The following is a 22,728-nucleotide window of genomic DNA, read 5'->3' on the forward strand; positions in this document are numbered from 1 at the left end:
AACTACAACATGAAAAACACTACAAAATTTGTAGGTACAGGCTCTGTTGTGTTCAAATCACAGTTTTTGGGCGCATTCTTCATGATTTTACTTGTTGTACCTACCTTAGGTCATGCCAACGAAATTATCGTTGCTGATCGTATCCATGCTTTTGATGTTCCTTTTCAATCAACCGTTTCAGGTACGGTAACTGATGAGAATGGGGTTCCCTTGGCCGGGGCAAGTGTGGTGGTCAGAGGAACCACTAGGGGTACAACGACTGACTTTGATGGTAATTTCTCCATTCAAGCAGAAGGTAACGCTGTTTTGGGCGTAAGCTATATTGGCTACAAAACAGCACAAATTTCAATTAACAATCGATCTACTTTAAGTATAACCCTTGAAGAAGATTCGGCACTCTTAGATGAAGTGGTGGTGGTAGGTTATGGTACCCAAAAGAAGGGTGAAGTAACCGCTGCAATTGCATCCGTAGATGCCGAGCAAATTGGTATTGTGCAAACTTCAAGTACAATAGATGCGGTTAAGGGACAGATTTCAGGGGTTGATATTCAGGCCGGGGGCGGTCGCCCAGGTCAAACTTCTACTGTACGTATTAGGGGTAGAAGATCGGTAACGGCTTCTAACGATCCTTTATATGTAGTTGATGGAATTCCATTGATCGATGGCTCTGAATCAATGTCTGATATTAACCCACAAGACATTGCTTCTATGCAAGTCTTGAAAGATGCCGCAGCTACGGCCGTTTATGGGTCAAGAGGTGCTAACGGTGTTATATTGGTGACTACCAACCGTGGAAAGGTCGGTGAAACACAGGTAAGATATAGTAGCCAATATGGTATAACTTCGGCATCACGCCTTGTGGATATGATGAATGGTCCGGAGTATGCGGCTATGAAAAGGGAGGCCCGACGCTCTTCTTGGGATGGTACCATCCCAGCTGATACAGACGTTTTCTTCGATCCTATTGAATTAGAATCATTGGATCAAGGGCGGTCGACCGACTATTTAGATTTGGTACTTGGATCAGGTTATCAGACCAATCACCAATTAGGAGTTAGTGGAGGTTCAGAGAATACAACTTTCAACTCTTCTATAGGGTATTTCAAAGAGCAGGGTATTATTAGTAATATGGACTATGAGCGTTTCTCAGGAAGGTTGAATGTTGATCATCGTATCAATGATACTTTCAAAATCGGGGCGTCGTTTCTTATTGCACACTCTATTCAGAACTGGGGTTCTAATGCAACAATGGGTGAAGCCTTGGCAAACAACCCTTTAGGTGTGCCATTTGATGAAAATGGTGAGTTGCGATTTTTACCTACCAATGACGGTATTCGAACAAACCCTTTAAACGAATTGGTTGATGGTGCATTTGTTGATGAGAGAAAATGGACCCGTATTTTTGCTCCCATCTCATTAGATATAAACATTACCGAAGGGCTTCAATGGAAAACTCTTTTTGGGCCTGATATTCGTTTAGGTAGACGAGGTGAATTTAGAGGCAGCTTGACGAACGACAATCGTGGAGGTCCTGGAGATGCGGCTATCACTCACTCAGACAACTTTGCCTATACAATAGAGAACTTATTGACTTTTGATAAAGAGGTGTTTAGTGATCAAAATCTTAAAGTAACACTTCTTCAGAGTGTTCAAAGTTCACGTACAGAAATAGCTCAGGCTTCGACCACTGGTATACCTTATGAGTCCCAGAAATTTTTTAATCTAGGTTCTGCAGCCAACAGAAATGTAGCCTCAAGATTAACCGAATGGACCTTGGCTTCATTTATGGGGAGGTTGAATTATGATATTGGAGGTAAATACCTATTTCAAGCTTCGTTAAGGGCTGATGGGTCTTCAAGGTTGGCCGAAGGAAATAAATGGAATTACTTTCCTGGCGCCTCCATTGGATGGCGTATGTCAGAAGAGCAGTTCTTGGCCGATACTTCGGTATCACAATTGATGTTAAGGGCCTCTTACGGTGAAGTTGGAAATACCTCGGTTAACCCTTATCAAACAGCAGGAAGATTGGGTTCTATACCATATGCTTGGGGTGAAGATGGTGTTCTTGGCTTTGGCCTCTCTGAAATACCGAATACCAACTTGGGCTGGGAAGTTTCAAAAACGGTCGACGTTGGTCTTGATTTTGGTTTGTTCAATGGTCGCGTAAGCGGTACTGTGGATTGGTTTAGAACAAATACTGTAGATATTCTTTTAAATAGGAGCTTACCACCTACATCAGGTTATGGTAGCATTTTGCAGAATATAGGTTCTACACGTACCCAAGGTCTTGAATTTGCGGTCAGCACTAAGATTTTCGATAACCCGGACGCTTTTTCATGGAAATTAGACTTTAATATAGCCGGTTATCGTGAACAAATCACCGAGTTGGCCTTGAAGGATGAAAATGGTAATCCTATCGATGATGTGGGTAACTCTTGGTTTATCGGTGAGCCTATTCAAGTTTTTTATGACTACGAAAAGATAGGTATTTATCAATCGAACGAAGTCGATTTGGCCAATTCAATGGAGCAGAAGGTGCCAGGTGAAATAAAATTAAGAGACACAAATAATAATGGTGTCATTGATCCTGATGACCGAAAGATACTAGGTACTGATACCCCAGACTATTATGGTGGTTTGACCAATAGATTTTCGTACAAAGGGCTTGAACTTGGATTGTTCTTCTATTTCCGTCAGGGGCAAACAATTCAATCGGGATTCCATGCAGGGAACAATTCACTATTCGCAAGATATAATAATCTTGATGTGGACTATTGGACTATTGACAATCCTACAAATGCCAATCCAAGACCGAACGAAAACCAAGAAAGTCCGAGAAACGGTTCAACCTTGACTTATTTTGATGGTAGTTTCATCAAACTAAGAAATATATCGCTTTCATACGCTTTGCCAAATTCGGTTACCGATAAATTGGGTATGGATAGCTTGAAATTTACATTATCAGGACAGAATCTGTGGTTCATCACCGATTATGAAACATTTGATCCAGAGGTCGGAGAGTCCGACGATAATGCAGGCCCATTTAGAGTTGATCCTCCAGGTGAAGCCAACGGAGCAAGTTCTTTGGGGTCTGGTATTATTCCAAGTAATAAGATGTACTCTTTAACCTTAAGTGCTACATTCTAATCATGGAGACCATAAAAAAAAATAATATAGATATTATGAAAAGAACAATATATACAGTTTGGTTACTAGCTTTTGGCTTTGTAATCAGTGCGTGTGAGGACTATCTTGAAGAGGAGTTGGTGACAGACGTATCCGCTGCCTCGTATTATACAACTGAAGATGGTCTTAAAGATGCGGTTACCGCTACTTATGGTCTTTTGAAACCGTTTTACGGTCAAGAGATGGGTGCCGCCATGACCACTTTCGGTACAGACATCTGGACCAACGGTGCTGACGGGGGTCATAAATACTTTAATTTTTATGATACCAGTTTGAACTCGGCTTCCTCTTATATTCGCGACGCATGGAATACTTGGTATCGAGGTGTCAATCAGGCCAATGGTGTGATTAATCGGTCAGCTGATGTTGAGATGGATGAGGGTGAGAAAACAACTCTTTTGGCCGAAGTTCGATTTCTTAGGGCTCTTTATTACTTTAATATTGTGACCACTTACGGTGATGCGCACATAAGTTTAGAGGAAACCACAGATATTGAGGTTGAAGCCAATAAAACTTCTCAATCTGAAATCTACGCACAGGCTATAATACCAGATTTAGAGTTTGCGATTGCCAATTTAGGAGAAGAGCCTTTTAATGGTGATTATGGTAGGGCGACCAAACCCGCAGCAGAGTTTTTGTTAGCAAAAGTGTTACTTACCAGAAGTTACACCGGTTTTGCAGAAGGTAACGATGCAGCAAGGGCAGAAACCCTATTCGGCAATGTTATAAACAACTACGGTTTTTCTCTTTTAGATGATTATGCATCCTTATGGGATATAGCTAACCAAGAAAACAGTGAAGTTGTTTTCGCGGTACCGAATTCAAAAGCGCAGGTTGATAGTGATATAGATCCTTACGGTCATAGGTGGCACCTTTATTTTTTAATGGAGTATGATGTACGTAGGGGTATGACTAGGGATATTGCCAATGGTAGGCCATGGAAAAGGCACCGTCCAACAGAGTTTATGTTGTCTTTGTGGGATAGGGATATTGATTCAAGATATGACAAGTCTTTTAAACATGTTTTCTATGCCAACAAAGAAGAGCCAGCCACCGACGCGGTAGGAGATGAACCGGCAAGAGCACCTTTAGCTGTTGGCGACACCGCTATATTTATTCCTGGGCCAATGCGAAATGAACTTTGGCCACAATCGAGACAGGATCAAGTACCTTATATGGTGATTACAGATGATGAGTATTCTGAAAGGTTGTTTCCGCCAATGAACAAATGGATTGACGACACGAGACCTGACAGGCAAAAGGTGAACGGTCAAAGAGACTTTATCCTTATGAGATTAGGTGATGCCTATTTGCTGCGCGCGGAAGCTAGGTTGCAACAAAACAACGCCTCTGGAGCCGCAGCCGATATCAACGTTATTCGCACAAGGGCTGCTTGGCCGGGCCAAGAAGCAGCGCTTCAAGTTGCCGCTGGCGATGTTGACCTTGATTTTCTTTTAGATGAAAGGGCACGTGAACTAGCTGGTGAAGGTTATAGATGGTGGGATCTTACAAGAACCGGTACATTGGTCGATAGAGTTAAAGCGTATAACCCTCAAGGGGCGGCCAATATTCAAGATTATCATACGGTTAGGCCTATTCCTCAAGACCAGATTGATAGAACATTGGGAGGATATCCTCAGAATCCTGGGTATCCCCAATAATTATGTTGTTTGAGTTAGTCAAAAGCCAGCGTTTTTACGCTGGCTTTTTAGTTGCTAACGTTGTATTTCACACATTTTTCTTAAAAAAGGTATAGCGGCAAAAAGCTATATAAAAATTCATATCTTGAAGCAAAATCCAAAATACATATTAAAAAAATGAATATAATTAAATCAAGCAGAGCAAAAATTGTGAATGGCTTGGCACTTACAGCATTAATTCTTTTAGGTTCATGTGGTGAAACGGCTAAAGATGACACTCCATGGGTTGAGATTTTTGATGGGAAAACCTTCAATGGTTGGAGCCAGAAAGGAGGAAAAGCAAACTATGAAGTTCGTGACGGAATCATTGTAGGTAGTACGGTTCATGATACCCCTAATTCTTTCATGACTTCAGACAAAATGTATGGGGATTTTATTTTGGAACTTGATTATAAAGTAGATTCTACAATGAATTCTGGTATCCAAATAAGAAGTAATAGCTATCCGAATTACATGAACGGTAGAGTTCATGGGTACCAGATTGAAATCGACCCTTCAGAAAGGGCTTGGAGTGCCGGAATCTATGATGAGGCCAGAAGAGGTTGGCTCAACCCAATGACCGATAACCCTGAAGCACAAAAGGCCTTTAAACAGAACGATTGGAATCATTATCGTATCGAGGCAATAGGTGACACTTTGCAGACTTGGATCAACGGCGTGCCAGCCGCAAACTTAATTGATGATAAAACTGCTAGCGGCTTTATCGGATTACAGGTGCACAGTATTCGGAAGGAAAGTAAAGAGGGTACTGAAATAATGTGGAGAAATATTAAGATTTTGACCGATAGTCTTTCAAAATATAATAGACCGCACCCAGTAGAGCCCATTATTACGAAAAATAACTTGACCAAATCGGAAAAAGAAGGTGGTTGGGAAATGCTTTGGGATGGTAAGACAACCAATGGTTGGCGTGGTGCAAGATTGGATGAATTCCCTGATAAGGGGTGGAAGATTGAAGACGGTGTCTTAAGCGTACTTTCTTCGGGTGGCGCCGAATCTGCTGCTGGGGGTGATATTGTCACCAAAGAGCTATATGGTGATTTTGAGCTGAAGGTAGATTTTAAACTTACCGAGGGTGCCAATAGCGGTATTAAATATTATGTCAATACCGATATCAATAAAGGTCCTGGTTCTTCTATCGGATTGGAATATCAGATTTTAGACGACGATAAGCATCCTGATGCAAAAATGGGTAGGGACGGTAATCGCACGGTTTCTTCTCTTTATGATTTGATTACTGCTGATGAAAACAAGCCAATCAACCCAATTGGAGAATGGAATACTGCCCACATCATTTCTAAAGATAATCATGTTGAACACAGATTAAACGGAATTAAAGTATTGGAATACGAGCGTAAAAGTGCTGACTACCGAAAATTAGTCGCTGAAAGCAAGTATGAAAAATGGCCCAATTTTGGTGAGGCTGACAAAGGGCACATTTTGTTACAAGACCATGGTGACTTGGTGTCGTTCAAAAACATCAAAATTAAAGACTTGAGTAAATAAACTTTGCTTTCTGGTTGTGGTCAAACCATACCGGTTACTAAACTTAAACTAAAGAATATGAGTTCTAACAGAAGAAACTTTATCAAAAAAGCCTCGGTAGGTGCGGCGGGAATAGCCTTCAGTGGTAGTATAAATGCAATGTCGGCTTCGGAATATTCTCGGATTTTGGGAGCAAACGATAAAATCAACTGTGCCATCATAGGTGTGCGTAGCAGGGCAAAAGCACATATTAAGGCTATTCATACCGATTCGAATGCCAAAATTATCTATAGTTGCGATGTAGATGATAAGATTATTGAAGAACATAATGAATGGTGTAAAAAGAATATAGGGTATGTTCCGAAAGTCGAAAAAGACTTTAGAAAAGTTTTGGAAGACAAAAAGGTAGATGCCGTTTTTATTGCGACACCTGAACATTGGCATGCACCAATGGCCATTTTGGCCCTTCAGGCAGGTAAACACGTGTACGTTGAAAAGCCATGTAGCCATAACCCTTATGAGAATACTTTACTGGTAGAGGCACAAAAGAAATATGGTAAGAAGGTGCAAATGGGTAACCAGCAACGATCGGCCAAATCTTCGGCGCTGGCAGTAAAGGAAATCAATGAGGGTATTATAGGAGATGTCTTCAAGGGAGAAGCCTATTATTCCAACAACAGAGATTCTATTGGAACGGGTAAAAAAATTCCGGTACCTTCAACGCTGGATTGGGAAATGTGGCAAGGGCCAGCAATACGTGAAGATTACAGAGATAATATTCACCCTTATAACTGGCACTGGTTTAAAAATTGGGGTACTGGTGAGGTGCATAACAATGGTACCCATGAAATTGATATTTGTAGATGGGCATTAGGGGTTGATTTGCCCGATAGTGTAACCTCTTACGGAGGAAAGTACGCCTATGATGATGATTGGGAATTTGTAGATAACCAGCAGGTTACTTATAAGTTCGGGGATGATAAATTTATAACTTGGACAGGTCATAGTAGGGGTCTTATAATGCCTAATCAACCAGGTAGAGGTATTACCATTTATGGTAGCAAAGGTATCATCACTCTTAGTAGGGGAGGTTACCAACTATATGATTTGGGAGGGAACCAAATTAAAGATGTAAAGGAAGATGGAGACCAAAGCACCGGAACCAATACTAGGGGAGAAGGTGTTTTAGATGTCAACCACGTAAGCAATTTCTTTGCAGGAATTCGTGAGGATAAATCATTGAACTCCGACATTAAAGATGCCAGCATTACCACCATGCTTTGCCACTTGGGCAATATGGCTCAAGATGCCGGGGAAACCATAAAGATTGATACAACCACTGGTAAAGTCTTGAATAATGATAAAGTGATGAAAGACTGGTGGAAAAGAGAATACGCCTCAGGTTGGGAGCCAAAACTATAAGCAATTCTTTGTAATCTTAGCCTCTGATTTTTCAGGGGCTTTTTTTATGCTGAAGAAGCACCTTTCAAAAGGTACTTCAGTTTGTCAAGTCGAAAGCGCTTACCTAAGATATCTTTGTCTCTTAGGTGTTGTTTTACTCTAAGTTTATAGGCAGTTGTTATCATTTTACTCCATGAAATCAGATTATTTTTTCTGTAAAACAGATGAAAGTATAGATGATAAGGGTAGTTGCACCATTTGATTTTATAATCCGTAGTTCCCATTGATAAATCGATGGTCTTAACACCTATATTGAAGAATAGTTCCAGTCTTTTTAACATGCCTATATCGCCCATATTGTAGTCGGAATATGCAATATCATAGGTTTGAATATAACTGAAAACGGTATCCTCCAAATGAAAGTGAAGGGCAATGTTTATGGGCTGTTCCTTATTATAAATCACAAAAAGAGAGGCTCTCTTTTTAAGCAAAAGGGGGTATACTAGTTCTTGATAATAATGCCAATTATGTAAGTTGTTGTTGTGTACTCTTTTTTCGTCGAACCTCTTTTGAAGAAGAGCTGCGAACTGAGAAAAGAGCTTATCGTAGGCGGCCCTTTCCATTTTGCCATAAAAGAAACAGTACTCTATTTTGTTTTCAGCTTCCAGTTTTTTCTTTTTTGACCTAAGCTTTTTTCTATTGCGTGCACTTAGCTGTTTCAAAATGTAATCGTCTACACTTTTTGAAGCTGTAAGATCTATTAAGAAACCTTTATATTGGCGTATTTTTCTTCGAGAAATATTCTTGCTTAAGGGGGCTTCAGGCACATCTAAATACTCGGGAATATCCCAAACGGAGGTGAACCCTAAATCATCAAATCCGTCAAAATGGTTTGAATTTGCAAGAAGATTCGAGTTGGTAAGACTGTTATTTATGGGGGTATTATAGAATGGAGGTATCTTACCTTTCATGAAAAGGTCAAAGAAAAACCGGTATTTGATGTCAATAGCCAACTCGAAACGATAAATATGTATCTCTGGGGGAATTGGTCGTAAAAATTCGACATTCCTAAAGATAAAATTTATTTATCGTTCGGTAGTAAGGTAATCAGCTATGGTTTTGGCAATTATATCTCGACCATGTTCGTTCCAGTGATGGTCGTAAATTAAGGTCGTCGATTTTTTTGATGCCTTAAAATTGGGTGCAAAATCTAATACCTCAATATTTTCGGCTTTACAGTATCTTAAAAAGCTATCGGCCGTTTTTCTTGAGTCTAGCAGAATAACCGTTTTTTCTTTGTCGAAACCGTAAAGAGAAACTAGGCTTTTGAAATTGTTGAGTCGTTTTAATTCTTGTGCGTCTATTTCTTCTTGCGACAGCGTTACCTCGTTTTCTTGATAGCCGTTCTGGGGCTCTCTAAAAGCTTTGCCCTGAGCAAGTCTTTTAAAGGGTTCGAGAATACCAATTTTTGAACCGTAGGCCAAAAGTTTGATGTTATCACGAATCTTAAAAAGCGTGGAATTCAGCATTTTGATCCTCGCATAATTAGGGCTGTACTCTCCTCTTGAAAGGTCGCTTTCATAATTGAGGTAGATGATTATCTTATCAATTAATTCAAATTGATCTTTATAAGCGTGTATCAAATGCATTTGATTCGCCAAGTCATAGCCGGCATAACCATATTCATATACGCTAATATCTTTTGTTTGTTCTTCGACTTTCTCGCCGGTAGAAATGTAGTAATCTTGATGAAAGCCTTCTATAAATGAATCTCCTATTAAAGCTACTTCATAATCTTCCTCGGTGGGGTTGAATTCATTTTTGGAGTTAAAACCTTCTTCATTGATCCTGAACTCTGAAAAATTCTGATTTCTGTTTCCGGTCACGGCGTATCCTGAACTACCGGGCACACGCTTTTCTACACCATACTCATCAATGTATCTCGGTGGGTCTTCGGTGTACAGGTGTAAAAGCCTTACCAACCCTTCTAAGGTCAGTAAAATCAGAAATACGTATACCAAGCATTTTAATATAAACTTCTTCATCCCTTAGAATTGGAAATAAATAAACGATCTATTGACACCATCATCATAGAATAGCAACATAAGTAATATGAGAACAGAGTATACAAAAAACCTCACATATCTAGATTCAAACTTGAACGGGTTTCTCTCGTCTTTTCTAATTAGATATTCATAAAAGGTAAATAGGGCTATCAAAACATAAAAATCGATCATTCGGTAACCCATCGGATGAACGTAGGGAGCGTAACTGAAATCTTCGATAATCTTATTGATGTAGGCAAAAGAATCGGTTAAGGTGGGAGACCTGAAAAAGATTCTGGAGAAAGTGACCAAAGCAAAGGTCAATAATACCTGGCCAATTTCCTTTAGTGATGGTAACCAACTATTTTCTGCTATTACATTGTCGGCATAGATTCGGTTTCTGCCCATCAAGAATACGGGAATATAAAAAAGCGCATGCAACGCTCCCCAGAAAATAAAGGTCCAATTCGCACCGTGCCAAAAGCCACTAACCACGAAAATTATGGTAATATTTCTTATGGATAAAAGTTTGCCGACCCGATTACCACCCAAGGGAATATAAAGATAGTGTCTGAACCATGTCGATAACGAGATGTGCCAACGTTGCCAATATTCGGCCACGTTACGCGAGAAGTTAGGAAACTTAAAGTTCGACATAAGTTCGACCCCTAAAAGCTTGGCGGTTCCTAAGGCGATATCTGTATATCCGCTAAAATCGCCATACACCTGAAAACTAAAAAGACAAACACCCAAAATGAGCGTGGAAGCTGGGTAGTCGGCATAATTCTGGAATATGTCATCAACAATTGGGGCCAAAGCATCGGCAATCACCAGTTTTTTGAAGAAACCCCAAAGCATAAGTTTAATTCCGCTAGAGGCTTGGTCAAAATTGAAAATTCTTTTATTCGAAATCTGATGTAACAAATTGGAAGCCCTTTCAATGGGCCCAGCGACCAATTGGGGAAAGAAGGCTACGAATGCCGTAAATGCCACCAAATCATTGGTAGGTTTCAGCTTTTTGTAATAAATGTCAAATGAGTAAGACATTGTTTGAAAGGTGTAAAATGAAATACCCACGGGTAGAATGACCCTTAGCGTCCATGTACTTTTCATATCGTACCCAAAAATCGACCACATATCGATGAATGAGTCGACAAAAAAGTTGAAGTATTTGAAAAAACCTAAGAGACCCAAGTTAAAAGCCATGCTTACCCATAGCCAGTATCTTGCCTTTTTTTGATCTAGGTTTTTAAATATTTCTTGCCCCACATAAAAGTCTACCAGTGTACTGAGCATTATCAGTAAAAGAAAACGCCAATCCCACCAGCCATAAAAGATATAACTGGCTACTATAATCAAAATGTTTTGGGCCTTTAGGTTTTTTTTGAAAACCGTCCAATACAAGATGAATACCAGGGGTAGAAAGAATAGAAATTCTATTGAATTAAATAGCAATAGGGTAAGGTTTTAGGTTAGGCTTGTTGTTTTGACATTTGCACTCCTGTCTGTTTAAGATTGCCAACGAACAAATAGTCCATTTCATTATGTTCCACCTTAAATATTTTAAGGTTTTTCATGCATTCATTATTCAGATACAAAAATTCGAAAGCGATTGTCTTAAGGTAGTTGTTCTCTTGCTTTTCAAGGGTGATTAAATCAAGATTGTCAGTAGAGACCGTATTTTCAAGTTCGATAAAGGTATAGCCCGGAGTGCTTGGTTTATCCTTCTTTTGGTTCTTTAGACCATAGGTTAATTTGTGAAGTCTTTCGTTCAGGTTCTTTTCGCGCAAATTTTGTTTAAGGTCGAAAAATTTCTTGACGCTGTTGGCGGTTAGCTTTGATTTTATAGACTTCCTGTTGAAATAAATGTGATATTCGAAATCATAGGTTCTGGTAGCCCATCTTGTTTTATATTCGAAATGACCCTTAGAAAAATCGAATATTTTAAAGTTGTTTTCCAACCCCCATTCTATAAGTTTCATAATGGTTACGGAACCTAAATGAAACTTGGCATAATCGATGTCAAAAACCGTAATGGCATCGAAAATAATCTCCTTTGAAAAATAGTTGAGGGTTACCCCAATAGGTATGTTTTGGTCATAAATAACATAAAGCGCCGCTTTTTTATCTAAAAGTAGGGGGTAGGCGACTTCTTTGTAAAAGTTCCATTCAGTAGCATCAAGGTTATTATTGTATACTTCTTTATCGTCAAAACGTTTTTCCAGAAGATTTCTGAATGACTCGAATAGTTCATCGTACTCTTTCTTTTCAACATCGCCCCATACCATCTTATAACTAATGTCAAAACACTCTTCCAGCCTTCTCTTGTATTTGTTGAGTTTATAACGACTGCTTTTGCTAAAAGTTTTTTGCATAAACTGCTGAAAGTCTGTAAACGTATCGAGATCTATAAGATATCCAGGATATTGCTTACTACTTAAAAAACCGATTTGGTTCGATTCTGATTTTTCAACATTAAAATAGCTAGGAACGTCAAAAATCAGGTAGGTGTCATTGATTTCGTTGGGTCGGTTACCTAAGTTCACTTGGTAATCGATACCTTTTGTCAACGTACTTCCCATATTGTGCCACACGGGTAACGAAGGGTGCTTTGCAAAGGTAAGGGGTGCAAGAAATTCGGGTTTCTTTACCTTTCCATTTGTATAAAAATGTTTTTTCCAAACACCGCTGAAGGTGTCAGATAAAAAGGGATTGCCTTTAATCATGGTTAATTGGATATTTGGGGAAGTATTCTATACGCAGGAAAGTACTCTAGGTCTTTGTCTGTCATAGAATTGCGTAAACGCTTTAATTCTTGCTCTATCAGCTTGTCATAAATTTTTTGGTCGACAATGAACTTCCATAGTTTAAAAGGCATCAAATCTTTCGAAAAACTCGATTTAAAGGCCATAAGCGAATCTTCTCTATTTGCTCTACCTCCTCCGAGATTAAAGAATTTATAGTTCATGTCATTAGCTCGAAGGCGCATCTCGTCTATAATCAATTTAATTCCGCCCAAACTTAAATGCTCGGTTTTGGCCCCGGAAAGATGGTATTGTACGATGTCGTCGGTTAATATAAAAATGGCACCGGCAATTATTTCATCGGTCTCGTCAATTTTACAAAGCAACAACTCGGTTTCGTACTCAGAACTTAGCAAAAGTTTGTAAAAATACCGCTCATCGAAAAAGTAACTCTCATTGGCGTTCACTCGATCCATGTTTTCATGATAAATCGTAATGAATTCTTGAATATCATCCTCGGTAGTGCCCTTATATACAGAACAGGTCTTTCGAGCCTTGTTCAAATACGTTTTTAACCGACTACCATAATTTTGCCTTTGAATATCGATGGGTTGGGTGAGGTCAATATTGACCACAAAACCTGGATTGGTTATTTCGCCAAGTCCCTCTAGAACTTCGTCTTGATGTTCTATAAAAGGATGCAATCTGGAAAAAATAGTAATGATATGGTTTTGCATTAAAAAAGCAATCAACTCTTCTTTGAATTTTTTATTGTTAAAAGAAGGTTTCAGTTTCATCACCAGCGGGCCAGCGTAGCCATAAACGGAGGTAGCATCTTTATAAGGCGTACCAATGATCGGTCTTACCAATAAGGGTAAGGCTACCAAGCCTTGCGGTTCTTCGTAAGAAATAAGAATTGGTTCCTCATCCTGCTTTCTAGAAAGCTCGTGGTAAGAATAAGTATGGTAAAAATCGTGATGTGGAAAGGTGTTGATACATCTTTTCCATTCTTTTTTCTCCCTAATAACCTGTATCATTCCAGATTTTACTTGTTCTTCTAATGTTGTGTCAAAAATACAGTTCAAACGTAAAGAATTTCTTAAAAACGAAAACGTTTAGTAAAATGTTTTAGTTAAAAATTTAGTTTAAAAGTTGATTTAGACGTTTACTGAAATCTTACCCAATAAAAAAGCCCCTGATTTATGGGGCCCAATTATAAATTATTTGAAATAAGATTAAGAAATAATGTTGGCTGTGATTTCAGCTTTTGTTAATCAAAAATGCCAATAATGTCTAAAATAAGAGCGACAGGAATAGCGGCAAGAATAAAAACCAAGCAGCCGACCATAATTCTCAGAAAGAGATTAAGCATTTTAACTCCGATGGGTAGTTCTTGTTCCATAATAGTTGATGTTTACTTAAAGTTAACAAATATTATGTTACAAAACTGTTTTTGAGGAAGTTATTTGTTTACGCCCTGGGTCCTTGTGAATCGTAAAAACGTTTTTTAGTCGATTTTAAAATTAAGGAAGGTTTCTTTTTTAGGGCTTTTTCCCACTTAGTGTTTTGCTTAGCTCCTCTAAAGAAACACCCTTGGTTTCGGGCATCATGAATTTGACAAATAACAATTGCAACACCATCATGAATGCAAAAAAGGCGAATACCGGTCCTGGTCCGACCTTTGTAAAGAGAAAAGGAACCATCGAGGGTATGATTGCCGCTAGTACCCAATGGGTAGAACTGCCAAAAGACTGACCAGCACCTCTTAAATGATTAGGGAAAACTTCTGAAATAAATACCCAAATAACAGAGCCTTGACCAATAGCGTGCGAGGCGATGAATATAAACAGGAAGATAGGCACGGCCATTCCTTGCCATTCTAGAATGAAAGCTGCTGCAACTAAAGATAATGATATAATATAGCCTGCAGACCCAATGTACATCAATTGCCTTCTTCCCAACTTGTCGATCAAGAAGATACCGACCAACGTAAAGATTAAATTGGTGATGCCTATACCGATGCTGCTAAGAAGTGCAGTGCTTTCGCCAAGGCCTGCTGCCTCAAAAATTCGCGGTGCATAATAGAGAAAGGCATTAATACCCGAAAACTGATTGAAAAAGGCTATTAAGAATGCCAATATCAGTGGAAAGCGATATTTCGACATAAAAATACTTTCAGAGGCCTTCTCTTTGCCTATGTCGTCGGCCATTTCTTCCTTGATGGTTTCCAGTGTCAGTTCCGGACTTACTGAATTTAAAATCTCTCTTGCCTCGGCATCTCTGTTTTTGGTTAGCAGCCATCTAGGGCTTTTTGGTACCGTAATAACAAACAAAGTATAGATTATTGCCGGAAAGGCTTCTACGCCGACCATCCATCGCCAATCGTTCTCACCTACATTGCTCAAAGCAGCATTGGAGACAAAGGCAAGTAGTATACCCAATACCAGCATGAATTGATAAAAGCCTACAAGTCTGCCTCGGTCTTTTGCGGGGGCAATTTCAGAGATATATGCAGGTGCTGCGACCGTTGAAGCCCCAACGCCCAAACCGCCAATGAAACGAGCTACGGCAAAGGTGTAAGGGTCATTGGCAAAGGCCGAACCGATGGCCGAGACGGAATAAAGAATACCAATCCAAATCAAGGTGTTCTTGCGACCTATTTTGTTGGTCGGTATGCCGCCGAAAATAGCTCCGATAACCGTACCCCACAAGGCCATACCAATGACCACCGAGCCATGAAAAGCATCGGAAGAGTTCCATAAAAGTTGAAGTTTTTTTTCAGCACCTGAGATGACAACGGTGTCAAAGCCGAATAAAAAGCCGGCCAAGGCAGCTATAAGGGAAATCCTTAAAATTTTAGAATTCATAGTTAAGTTTTGTTGGTGGCAATAAAGCTAACAAAAAAATAACAGTGAAATTAAGAATTTGATAGTGTAGCCTTCCTATAAAGAAAATCCGCTTTATCGATTATCAGAAGATAGTTGGGAGGAGATATAATTCATTATTTGATGACTAGCTCCTTTATTTTTAGAGATGTAATTTGAATTAATGGCCCCAGTTCTAAGTCGATACTCGTTGTTTTCCAAAAGTTTTTTCATGGTTTCCCCGAATGTCCATTTGTCGTTTATGGTAAGAATTCCTTTTTGGGCGACTAGGTCTTCCGCCTCGTTGAAACCCTTAAAATGAGGGCCAATAATTACCGGAATGCCAAACACAGCTGGTTCGAGAGTATTATGAAGGCCTGTGGCAAATCCTCCCCCCACATAGGCAATATCGGCATAGCTGTAAATTTTGGTAAGTAAGCCAATATGGTCGACAATAAGAACCTCGTAGTCGCCAAGATTGTTGTTTTCCATTTTAGAGTAGAGGATGGTTTTCTTTGAAAGAGCTCCCGCCAAGCCTAAAATTTTATCGCTTTTGATGGTATGTGGTGCTAATACATACTTAATATTTCTAGGGGTGTGGTTGATATAATCAATAATGATGTTTTCGTCTTCGGGCCATGTGCTGCCTGCTATGAAACATAACTTGTCCTTTTTAAATGATTTCATAAAATCGAGCGAGTTGTCGCGTTCTAAAATTTCGGAAACCCTATCAAGGCGCGTATCCCCGCTCACTGTGCAGTTGCTGATGCCGATGCTTTTTAGTAATTCTTTTGAGGCAGGGTCTTGAACAAAATAGTGTGAGAAGCTTTTGAGGGCTTTTCTCATGAATGAGCCATGGGATTTAAAATAAATCTGATTTTCATTGAAGATGGCAGAAATTAAAATGGAAGGAACCTGATGGTCTCGCAGAATTTTCAGGTAATTCGGCCATATTTCATATTTGACAAAAATTGCCAGTCGGGGGTTCACTTTTTTTATGAAAGAGGATGCTTTTTCATTTGTGTCTATTGGTAAATAACAAATGACATCTGCAACTGATGAATTTTTTTTGACCTCGTAACCTGAGGGGGAGAAGAACGTAACCACAACTTTGTGATCGGGGTGGTCACTTTTTATTTTTTCAATTATGGGTAGGCCTTGCTCGAACTCTCCGAGTGACGCGACATGAATCCAGATATTCTTGTCATTTGGGCCAAGCTTATTTTCCAGAATGGTCGAGGTGTTCTTTCTTCCCTCAACAAATAATTTGATTTTAGGGTTGAAAAGGGCAACAATCTTCAGAAAGTGCCAAGACAGTTGGGCGAATACATTATAGATAAAATGCACAGGTCTATATTTTAGGCTAAATTACATTTCTTGTAAGAATTTGTTAGTTCTTGGTTTCGTATTTTTGTGGCTGCATTCATAATAGGTTTACATGAAGAAAATACAAATGGTCGACCTCGGAGGTCAGTATCAAGGCATAAAAGATCAGATTAATCAATCTATAGAGACGATTCTAGAAACTTCGGCTTTTATCAACGGGCCTGATGTGCATGCCTTTTCGAGGGAGTTGGAAGATTATTTGGGCGTGAAACATGTTATACCTTGTGCCAATGGTACCGATGCTTTACAGATTGCTATGATGGGTCTTGGGCTCAAACCTGGTGATGAGGTGATTACTGCCGATTTTACTTTTGCGGCGACCGTTGAGGTAATAGCCTTGCTGCAGTTGACTCCCGTGCTAGTCGATGTTTACCCGGATACTTTCAATATTGATGTAGAGGCCATAGAAAGGGCCATTACTCCAAAAACAAAGGCTATTGTTCCCGTTCATCTTTTCGGTCAATGCGCTAATATGGATGCCATCATGGGGTTGGCCAAAAAACATAATCTTTTGGTCATCGAAGATAATGCCCAAGCCATTGGTGCCGATTATATTTTTGACAATGGAGATAAGCAAAAGGCAGGTACGATTGGTCATGTTGGGGCTACCTCCTTTTTCCCATCAAAGAATCTGGGAGCTTATGGCGATGGGGGCGCTATTTTTACAAACGATGATGATTTGGCGCATACTTTAAGAGGTATTGTCAATCATGGTATGTACGAGAGATATCATCATGATGTGGTCGGTGTCAACTCGCGTTTAGATTCTATTCAGGCGGCGGTTTTGAGAGCGAAACTACCCCATTTAGATGCATATTGTTCAAGGCGGAGAAATGCCGCCGAAAAATATTCCCAAGCCTTTAATGGTGTCAATGATGTGATTGTTCCTCAAGTGGTTTCTAAATGTGACTGCGAACTAGGTTCGTGCAGTTGCCATGTTTTTCATCAATACACTTTGAGAATTACAAATGGCAAACGCGATGCATTGGCGGCTCACCTTTCCGAAAAGGGAATTCCTTTTGGTATTTACTATCCTATACCTTTGCATAAGCAAAAGGCTTATATAGACGAGAGATACAATAAAGGTGATTTTAAGGTCACCAACCAATTGGTCGATGAAGTCATTTCTTTACCGATGCATACCGAACTAGATGACGAACAAATTGAATACATTGTCCAAACAATCATAAAGTTTCTAAGTAAATAATATACATTTCCTCAAAAAATAGCTTCGCCAAATAATACTCATATGAAAATACTTGTTACCGGGGGATTAGGTTTTATTGGATCCCATACCGTCGTAGAATTACAAAACGATGGTTTTGATGTCGTGATTATTGATGACTGTTCCAATTCTTCCGAAGATGTTCTTAAAGGAATAACCGATATTACCGGTAAGAAGCCTTTGTTCGAAAAAATTGATTTAAAGGAAAAAGAGAAGGTAGAAGACTTTTTTAAACGGCATGAAGATATTGGAGGGGTCATTCATTTTGCCGCATCGAAGGCCGTTGGGGAAAGTGTTGAGAAACCTCTTTTGTATTATGAAAACAATATAGGTACGTTGGTTTATCTGCTGAAAGAGCTTTCTAAAAAGAACAATTCGAATTTTATTTTTAGTTCTTCCTGTACCGTTTATGGTCAGGCTGATCAAATGCCAATTACGGAAGATGCACCCGTTAAAGCGGCCGAATCGCCGTATGGCAATACCAAACAGATAGGTGAAGAGATTATTAGTGAAACATGTAAAGTAACACCTGAATTAAATGCAATAGCCCTTCGCTATTTTAATCCTATGGGTGCGCACCCTAGTGCTAAAATCGGAGAACTTCCCATGGGGGTCCCCCAAAATTTAGTTCCTTTTATTACGCAAACCGGGGTTGGAATCAGAAAAGAGCTTTCGGTTTTTGGAGATGATTATCCAACGGAAGACGGCACCTGCGTTCGTGATTATATATATGTAGTCGATTTGGCCAAAGCGCACGTTCAAGCCTTGAAAAGATTGTTGAACAAGAAGAACGAAAAGAATTACGAGGTGTTCAATCTAGGTACGGGCAAAGGTAGTTCTGTTCTTGAGGTGATTCATAGTTTTGAAAGGGTTTCGGGCGAAAAGCTCAATTATAAGATTGTGGGTCGTAGACCGGGAGATATTACCGAAGCCTACGCCGATACCAAAAAAGCGAACGAGGTTCTGGGATGGAAAGCTCAATATTCTTTAGATCAGGCCATGAAGTCGGCTTGGGACTGGGAACAAAAAATTAGGTCTTAAGTCCACCTTATTATCTTTGGTCAAAATCTTACGGCTTTTGTTAAAAACCGTATGCCTTGCATTTTCGTAGATTGGTTATGGCGATAGATTATTCAAAATCTCTTGAGCTCTTGCAAAAAACAGTTCACGAGGCTTTATACGACGAGTTGGTGGCCCAACTTCAGAAAGATTTTGTTTTGGCCAATATCAATGTTGATTTGATGGTCGGTATTGATCCTTCCGACCTTTGCAAGGTACTTCATGAAAAAGTTTACTATTTGATTATGGAACGCTTCTCGGAGTATCTGAATCTTTTGTATGTTATCGATGTGCCTGAGCGCGATTTCAAGAAAATCAATGTTACCGATGTGGTCGATGTGGCAGAACAAGTAACCCATTTAATTCTTGAAAGAGAGCATCAAAAAGTGTGGCTAAAAAGTCATTATAGCTGAACGGATTGAAAATTAGGTTTCATTGTTCTTGTCAAGCTTCACTTTAGCTTTCGATTAACACAATTTTTTTACGTTTTCAACAATCGGGTAGTTTTTTGATCGTTATCTTTGTTTTTTATTAATGAGTGTTCATAATATCTCCCAAATATGGGAAATATTGTATTTTTGTATGAGCTTATCTTTGGTTTTATACAACACCAAGATTTTTTGACATGTTTCACAATATCAATGCTTTTGGTTCGCTTTTGCGATAGCATTTTCGAACCGTGGGCTGTTGAAAAGTCAGATCTTGTTAAGTATTCGGTCAAGGGCAGGTTCTAATTTTATTTGCACGACAGATATCTTTTATGGATAAATATTCCTTTCTAAATGCCGCACACACTGCATTTTTTGCGGATTTATATGACAAGTACCTTAAAGCCCCCGATAGTGTAGAGCCCAGTTGGAGGGCCTTTTTTCAGGGTTTCGACTTTGGGTCTGAACTCGCTTTGGAAGATTTTGATGTATCTGAACTGGTTAATGGTTCGGTATCTCAAAATGGGCAAGCGGTTGAAGTTCCTAATTCTTTACAAAAAGAGTTTCAGGTAATTAGATTGATTGATGGTTATAGAAGCCGCGGACATCTATTTACCAAAACCAATCCGGTTCGAGAGAGAAGAAAGTATGAGCCAACCCTCGAAATTGAGAATTTCGGACTTTCCCAAAGCGATATGTCCACTGTTTTCAATGCTGGTGAGATAATTGGTATTGGCGCCAGTACTTTGGCCGATATAATCGATCATTTGCAGCGTATCTATTGCGATGCCATTGGGGTTGAATACATGTACATTAGAAACCCGGAACGCATTGAGTGGATTCAGCAATGGTTGAATGTTAATGATAATCACCCAAAGTTTGATGTAGAGCACAAAAAGAGAATCCTCAAAAAACTGAATCAAGCAGTTTCTTTTGAAGGGTTTTTGCACACAAAATATGTTGGTCAGAAGCGCTTTTCGTTAGAAGGTAACGAATCGTTAATACCTGCTTTGGATGCTGTTGTAGAAAGAGCGGCTGAGTTGGGTGTCGAGCAATTTGTTATGGGTATGGCCCACAGGGGACGTCTTAATGTTCTGACGAATATTTTTGGTAAAGCCGCCAAAGATATTTTTAGCGAGTTCGACGGTAAAGATTACGAGCAAGAGATATTTGATGGTGATGTTAAATACCATTTGGGATGGACATCCGAAAGAAAAACCGATAACGGTAGACGAATTAAAATGAATATCGCTCCGAACCCATCACACCTAGAAACTGTAGGTGCTGTGGTTGAGGGTATTACAAGGGCTAAACAAGACACTCATTTTCCTGAAGATTTTTCTAAAGTATTGCCTATTGTTGTTCACGGCGATGCTGCCATTGCAGGTCAAGGTCTGGTCTATGAGGTTGTTCAAATGGCGACCTTGGATGGTTACAAAACAAACGGAACGATTCACATCGTTGTAAATAACCAAATCGGTTTTACTACCAACTATCTAGACGCGCGAACTTCTACCTATTGCACCGATGTTGGTAAGGTCACTCTAAGCCCGGTACTACATGTGAATGCTGATGATGCCGAGGCGGTTGTACACGCCTCATTGTTTGCGCTTGAATATAGAATGCGTTACAATAGAGATGTCTTTTTAGATTTATTGGGCTATCGAAAATATGGGCATAACGAAGGTGATGAACCGCGATTTACGCAGCCAAAACTATATAAGGCTATTGCCAAGCACTCTAATCCCAGAGATATTTACGCCGAGAAATTGATTCAAGAGGGCGTAATCGAAGAGGGATATGTGAAGAAACTGGAAGAAGAATATAAGGCGTCTTTAGAAGAAGAGCTGGAAGATTCCAGAAAAGAGGACAAAACGAAGATTACCCCATTTATGGCCGACGAATGGAAAGGTTTTTCCAATGTGCGCGAATGGGAGATGATGGACAAGGTCGACACCAGTTTTGAAGAATCAAAACTTACTGAAATAGCCAAGGTGATTACTGAGTTGCCAGAGGGTAAAAAATTTCTGCGTAAGGTTGAAAAATTGGTAAGAGATCGTAAAAAAATGTATTTCGAAACCCAAACTTTAGATTGGGCCATGGGTGAATTGTTGGCCTACGGCACATTGCTTTCTGAAGGTTACGGGGTTCGAATGTCAGGTCAAGATGTTGAGCGCGGTACCTTTTCGCACCGTCATGCGGTAATGAAGGTTGAAGAGAGTGAAGAAGAGGTGATGCTCTTAAACCACATTTCTGAAGACCAAGGTAAGTTTCAAATTTATAATTCGTTACTCTCCGAATATGGTGTAGTTGGTTTTGATTATGGCTATGCCATGGCGAGCCCGAATACTTTGACAATTTGGGAAGCCCAATTTGGCGATTTCAGCAATGGTGCCCAAATCATGATTGATCAGTATATTTCTGCTGCAGAAGATAAATGGAAGCTACAGAACGGTCTCGTAATGTTATTGCCACATGGTTACGAGGGTCAGGGGGCCGAGCACTCTTCGGCCCGTATGGAGAGATATCTGCAGCTATGTGCTCGCGATAACATGTACATTGCCGATGTGAGTACTCCTGCCCAAATGTTCCATATTTTGAGAAGGCAGATGAAGGTGAACTTTAGAAAACCACTGATCATTTTTACGCCAAAAAGTCTTTTACGTCATCCGAAGGCTGTTTCATCGGTAGATGAATTGGCGAACGGAAGTTTCCAAGAGGTAATAGATGATACGAATGTGAAGGCAAAAGAGGTTAAAACACTTGTTTTCTGTACCGGTAAATTCTACTATGATTTGTTGGCAGCAAAAGAAGAGCATTCAAGAAATGATGTGGCCTTGGTTCGTGTTGAGCAGTTGTTTCCGTTACCGACGGAACAGATGAAAGAGATTATTTCGAAATACGAAAATGCCGATGATATTGTGTGGGCGCAAGAAGAACCTCGCAATATGGGCGCTTGGAGCCATTTGATGATGCATTTTCCGGAGTCGCAACAATTTAGGGTAGCTTCCAGAAGATTCTACGCTTCCCCTGCTGCCGGTAGTGCCGTAAGGTCAAAAATGAGGCATCAGCAAGTAATTGACTATGTTTTCGATAAATCAAAAGACAATATGTCGAAACCCACCCCAAAACCAAAAGAGGAGGCGAAAGCCTAATTATAGCTTTTCCTCTAAAAGAATAGTAACTAAAATAACACAGCAAATAA

The 22,728-nt window shown here is 39.7% G+C and carries 16 protein-coding genes; 8 read left to right on the top strand and 8 right to left on the bottom strand.

Translation table 11 applies throughout. The features are described 5' to 3' along the window. The first annotated feature begins 9 nt into the window (after positions 1 to 9). From D1013_RS03565 to D1013_RS03580, 4 genes are all read left to right on the top strand, one after another. A complete protein-coding gene (locus D1013_RS03565; RefSeq protein WP_121847577.1) occupies positions 10 to 3,147 on the top strand; it encodes a SusC/RagA family TonB-linked outer membrane protein in 3,138 nt (1,045 codons plus the stop codon). 35 nt (positions 3,148 to 3,182) lie between these two features. After that, positions 3,183 to 4,847 carry a RagB/SusD family nutrient uptake outer membrane protein gene (locus D1013_RS03570; RefSeq protein ID WP_121850583.1) on the top strand — a complete coding sequence of 555 codons (1,665 nt, stop codon included), beginning with the start codon at positions 3,183 to 3,185 and terminating at the stop codon, positions 4,845 to 4,847. Positions 4,848 to 5,003: 156 nt separating this feature from the next. Further along, a complete protein-coding gene (locus tag D1013_RS03575) occupies positions 5,004 to 6,392 on the top strand; it encodes a 3-keto-disaccharide hydrolase (protein WP_121847578.1) in 1,389 nt (462 codons plus the stop codon). A gap of 57 nt (positions 6,393 to 6,449) precedes the next feature. Then, positions 6,450 to 7,793, top strand: coding sequence for a Gfo/Idh/MocA family protein (locus D1013_RS03580; protein ID WP_121847579.1), 1,344 nt, complete (start codon positions 6,450 to 6,452; stop codon positions 7,791 to 7,793). 44 nt (positions 7,794 to 7,837) lie between these two features. On the opposite strand, the gene D1013_RS03585 is transcribed toward D1013_RS03580, so the two are convergent. The 8 genes from D1013_RS03585 to D1013_RS03615 form a co-directional block, all read right to left on the bottom strand. After that, positions 7,838 to 8,743: a GNAT family N-acetyltransferase gene (locus D1013_RS03585; protein ID WP_121847580.1), complete on the bottom strand. Its 906-nt coding sequence runs from the start codon at positions 8,741 to 8,743 to the stop codon at positions 7,838 to 7,840. Positions 8,744 to 8,857: 114 nt separating this feature from the next. Further along, a complete protein-coding gene (locus D1013_RS03590; protein ID WP_121847581.1) occupies positions 8,858 to 9,817 on the bottom strand; it encodes a hypothetical protein in 960 nt (319 codons plus the stop codon). Positions 9,818 to 9,820: 3 nt separating this feature from the next. Continuing rightward, positions 9,821 to 11,272, bottom strand: a complete 1,452-nt coding sequence (locus D1013_RS03595) for an MBOAT family O-acyltransferase (RefSeq protein ID WP_121847582.1) — start codon at positions 11,270 to 11,272, stop codon at positions 9,821 to 9,823. Positions 11,273 to 11,289: 17 nt separating this feature from the next. Then, a complete protein-coding gene (locus D1013_RS03600; protein ID WP_121847583.1) occupies positions 11,290 to 12,543 on the bottom strand; it encodes a GNAT family N-acetyltransferase in 1,254 nt (417 codons plus the stop codon). 2 nt (positions 12,544 to 12,545) lie between these two features. Then, positions 12,546 to 13,598 (bottom strand): peptidoglycan bridge formation glycyltransferase FemA/FemB family protein, encoded by a 1,053-nt coding sequence (locus D1013_RS03605; RefSeq protein ID WP_121847584.1) that lies wholly within the window; start codon positions 13,596 to 13,598, stop codon positions 12,546 to 12,548. 233 nt (positions 13,599 to 13,831) lie between these two features. Beyond that, the gene (locus D1013_RS20580; RefSeq protein WP_262688943.1) at positions 13,832 to 13,963 is read right to left on the bottom strand and encodes a hypothetical protein; all 132 of its coding nucleotides are present in this window, start codon (positions 13,961 to 13,963) and stop codon (positions 13,832 to 13,834) included. 139 nt (positions 13,964 to 14,102) lie between these two features. After that, entirely contained in the window at positions 14,103 to 15,428 is a 1,326-nt protein-coding gene (locus D1013_RS03610) for a sugar porter family MFS transporter (protein WP_121847585.1), read from the bottom strand. Between the two features lie 93 nt (positions 15,429 to 15,521). Beyond that, the gene (locus D1013_RS03615; RefSeq protein ID WP_121847586.1) at positions 15,522 to 16,772 is read right to left on the bottom strand and encodes a 3-deoxy-D-manno-octulosonic acid transferase; all 1,251 of its coding nucleotides are present in this window, start codon (positions 16,770 to 16,772) and stop codon (positions 15,522 to 15,524) included. A gap of 91 nt (positions 16,773 to 16,863) precedes the next feature. On the opposite strand from D1013_RS03615, the gene D1013_RS03620 reads away from it, so the two are divergent. The 4 genes from D1013_RS03620 (at position 16,864) to D1013_RS03635 (ending at position 22,678) form a co-directional block, all read left to right on the top strand. Continuing rightward, a complete protein-coding gene (locus tag D1013_RS03620) occupies positions 16,864 to 18,018 on the top strand; it encodes a DegT/DnrJ/EryC1/StrS family aminotransferase (protein WP_121847587.1) in 1,155 nt (384 codons plus the stop codon). A 42-nt stretch (positions 18,019 to 18,060) separates the two neighbouring features. After that, positions 18,061 to 19,077, top strand: a complete 1,017-nt coding sequence (gene galE / locus D1013_RS03625; protein WP_121847588.1) for a UDP-glucose 4-epimerase GalE — start codon at positions 18,061 to 18,063, stop codon at positions 19,075 to 19,077. 56 nt (positions 19,078 to 19,133) lie between these two features. Next, complete coding sequence (locus tag D1013_RS03630) at positions 19,134 to 19,508, top strand: hypothetical protein (RefSeq protein WP_225621364.1); 375 nt, start codon at positions 19,134 to 19,136, stop codon at positions 19,506 to 19,508. Positions 19,509 to 19,855: 347 nt separating this feature from the next. After that, complete coding sequence (locus tag D1013_RS03635; RefSeq protein WP_121847590.1) at positions 19,856 to 22,678, top strand: 2-oxoglutarate dehydrogenase E1 component; 2,823 nt, start codon at positions 19,856 to 19,858, stop codon at positions 22,676 to 22,678. The last annotated feature ends 50 nt before the right edge of the window (positions 22,679 to 22,728 follow it).

Origin of the sequence: Euzebyella marina (genome assembly GCF_003687485.1) — a bacterium.
GTDB lineage: Bacteria > Bacteroidota > Bacteroidia > Flavobacteriales > Flavobacteriaceae > Euzebyella > Euzebyella marina.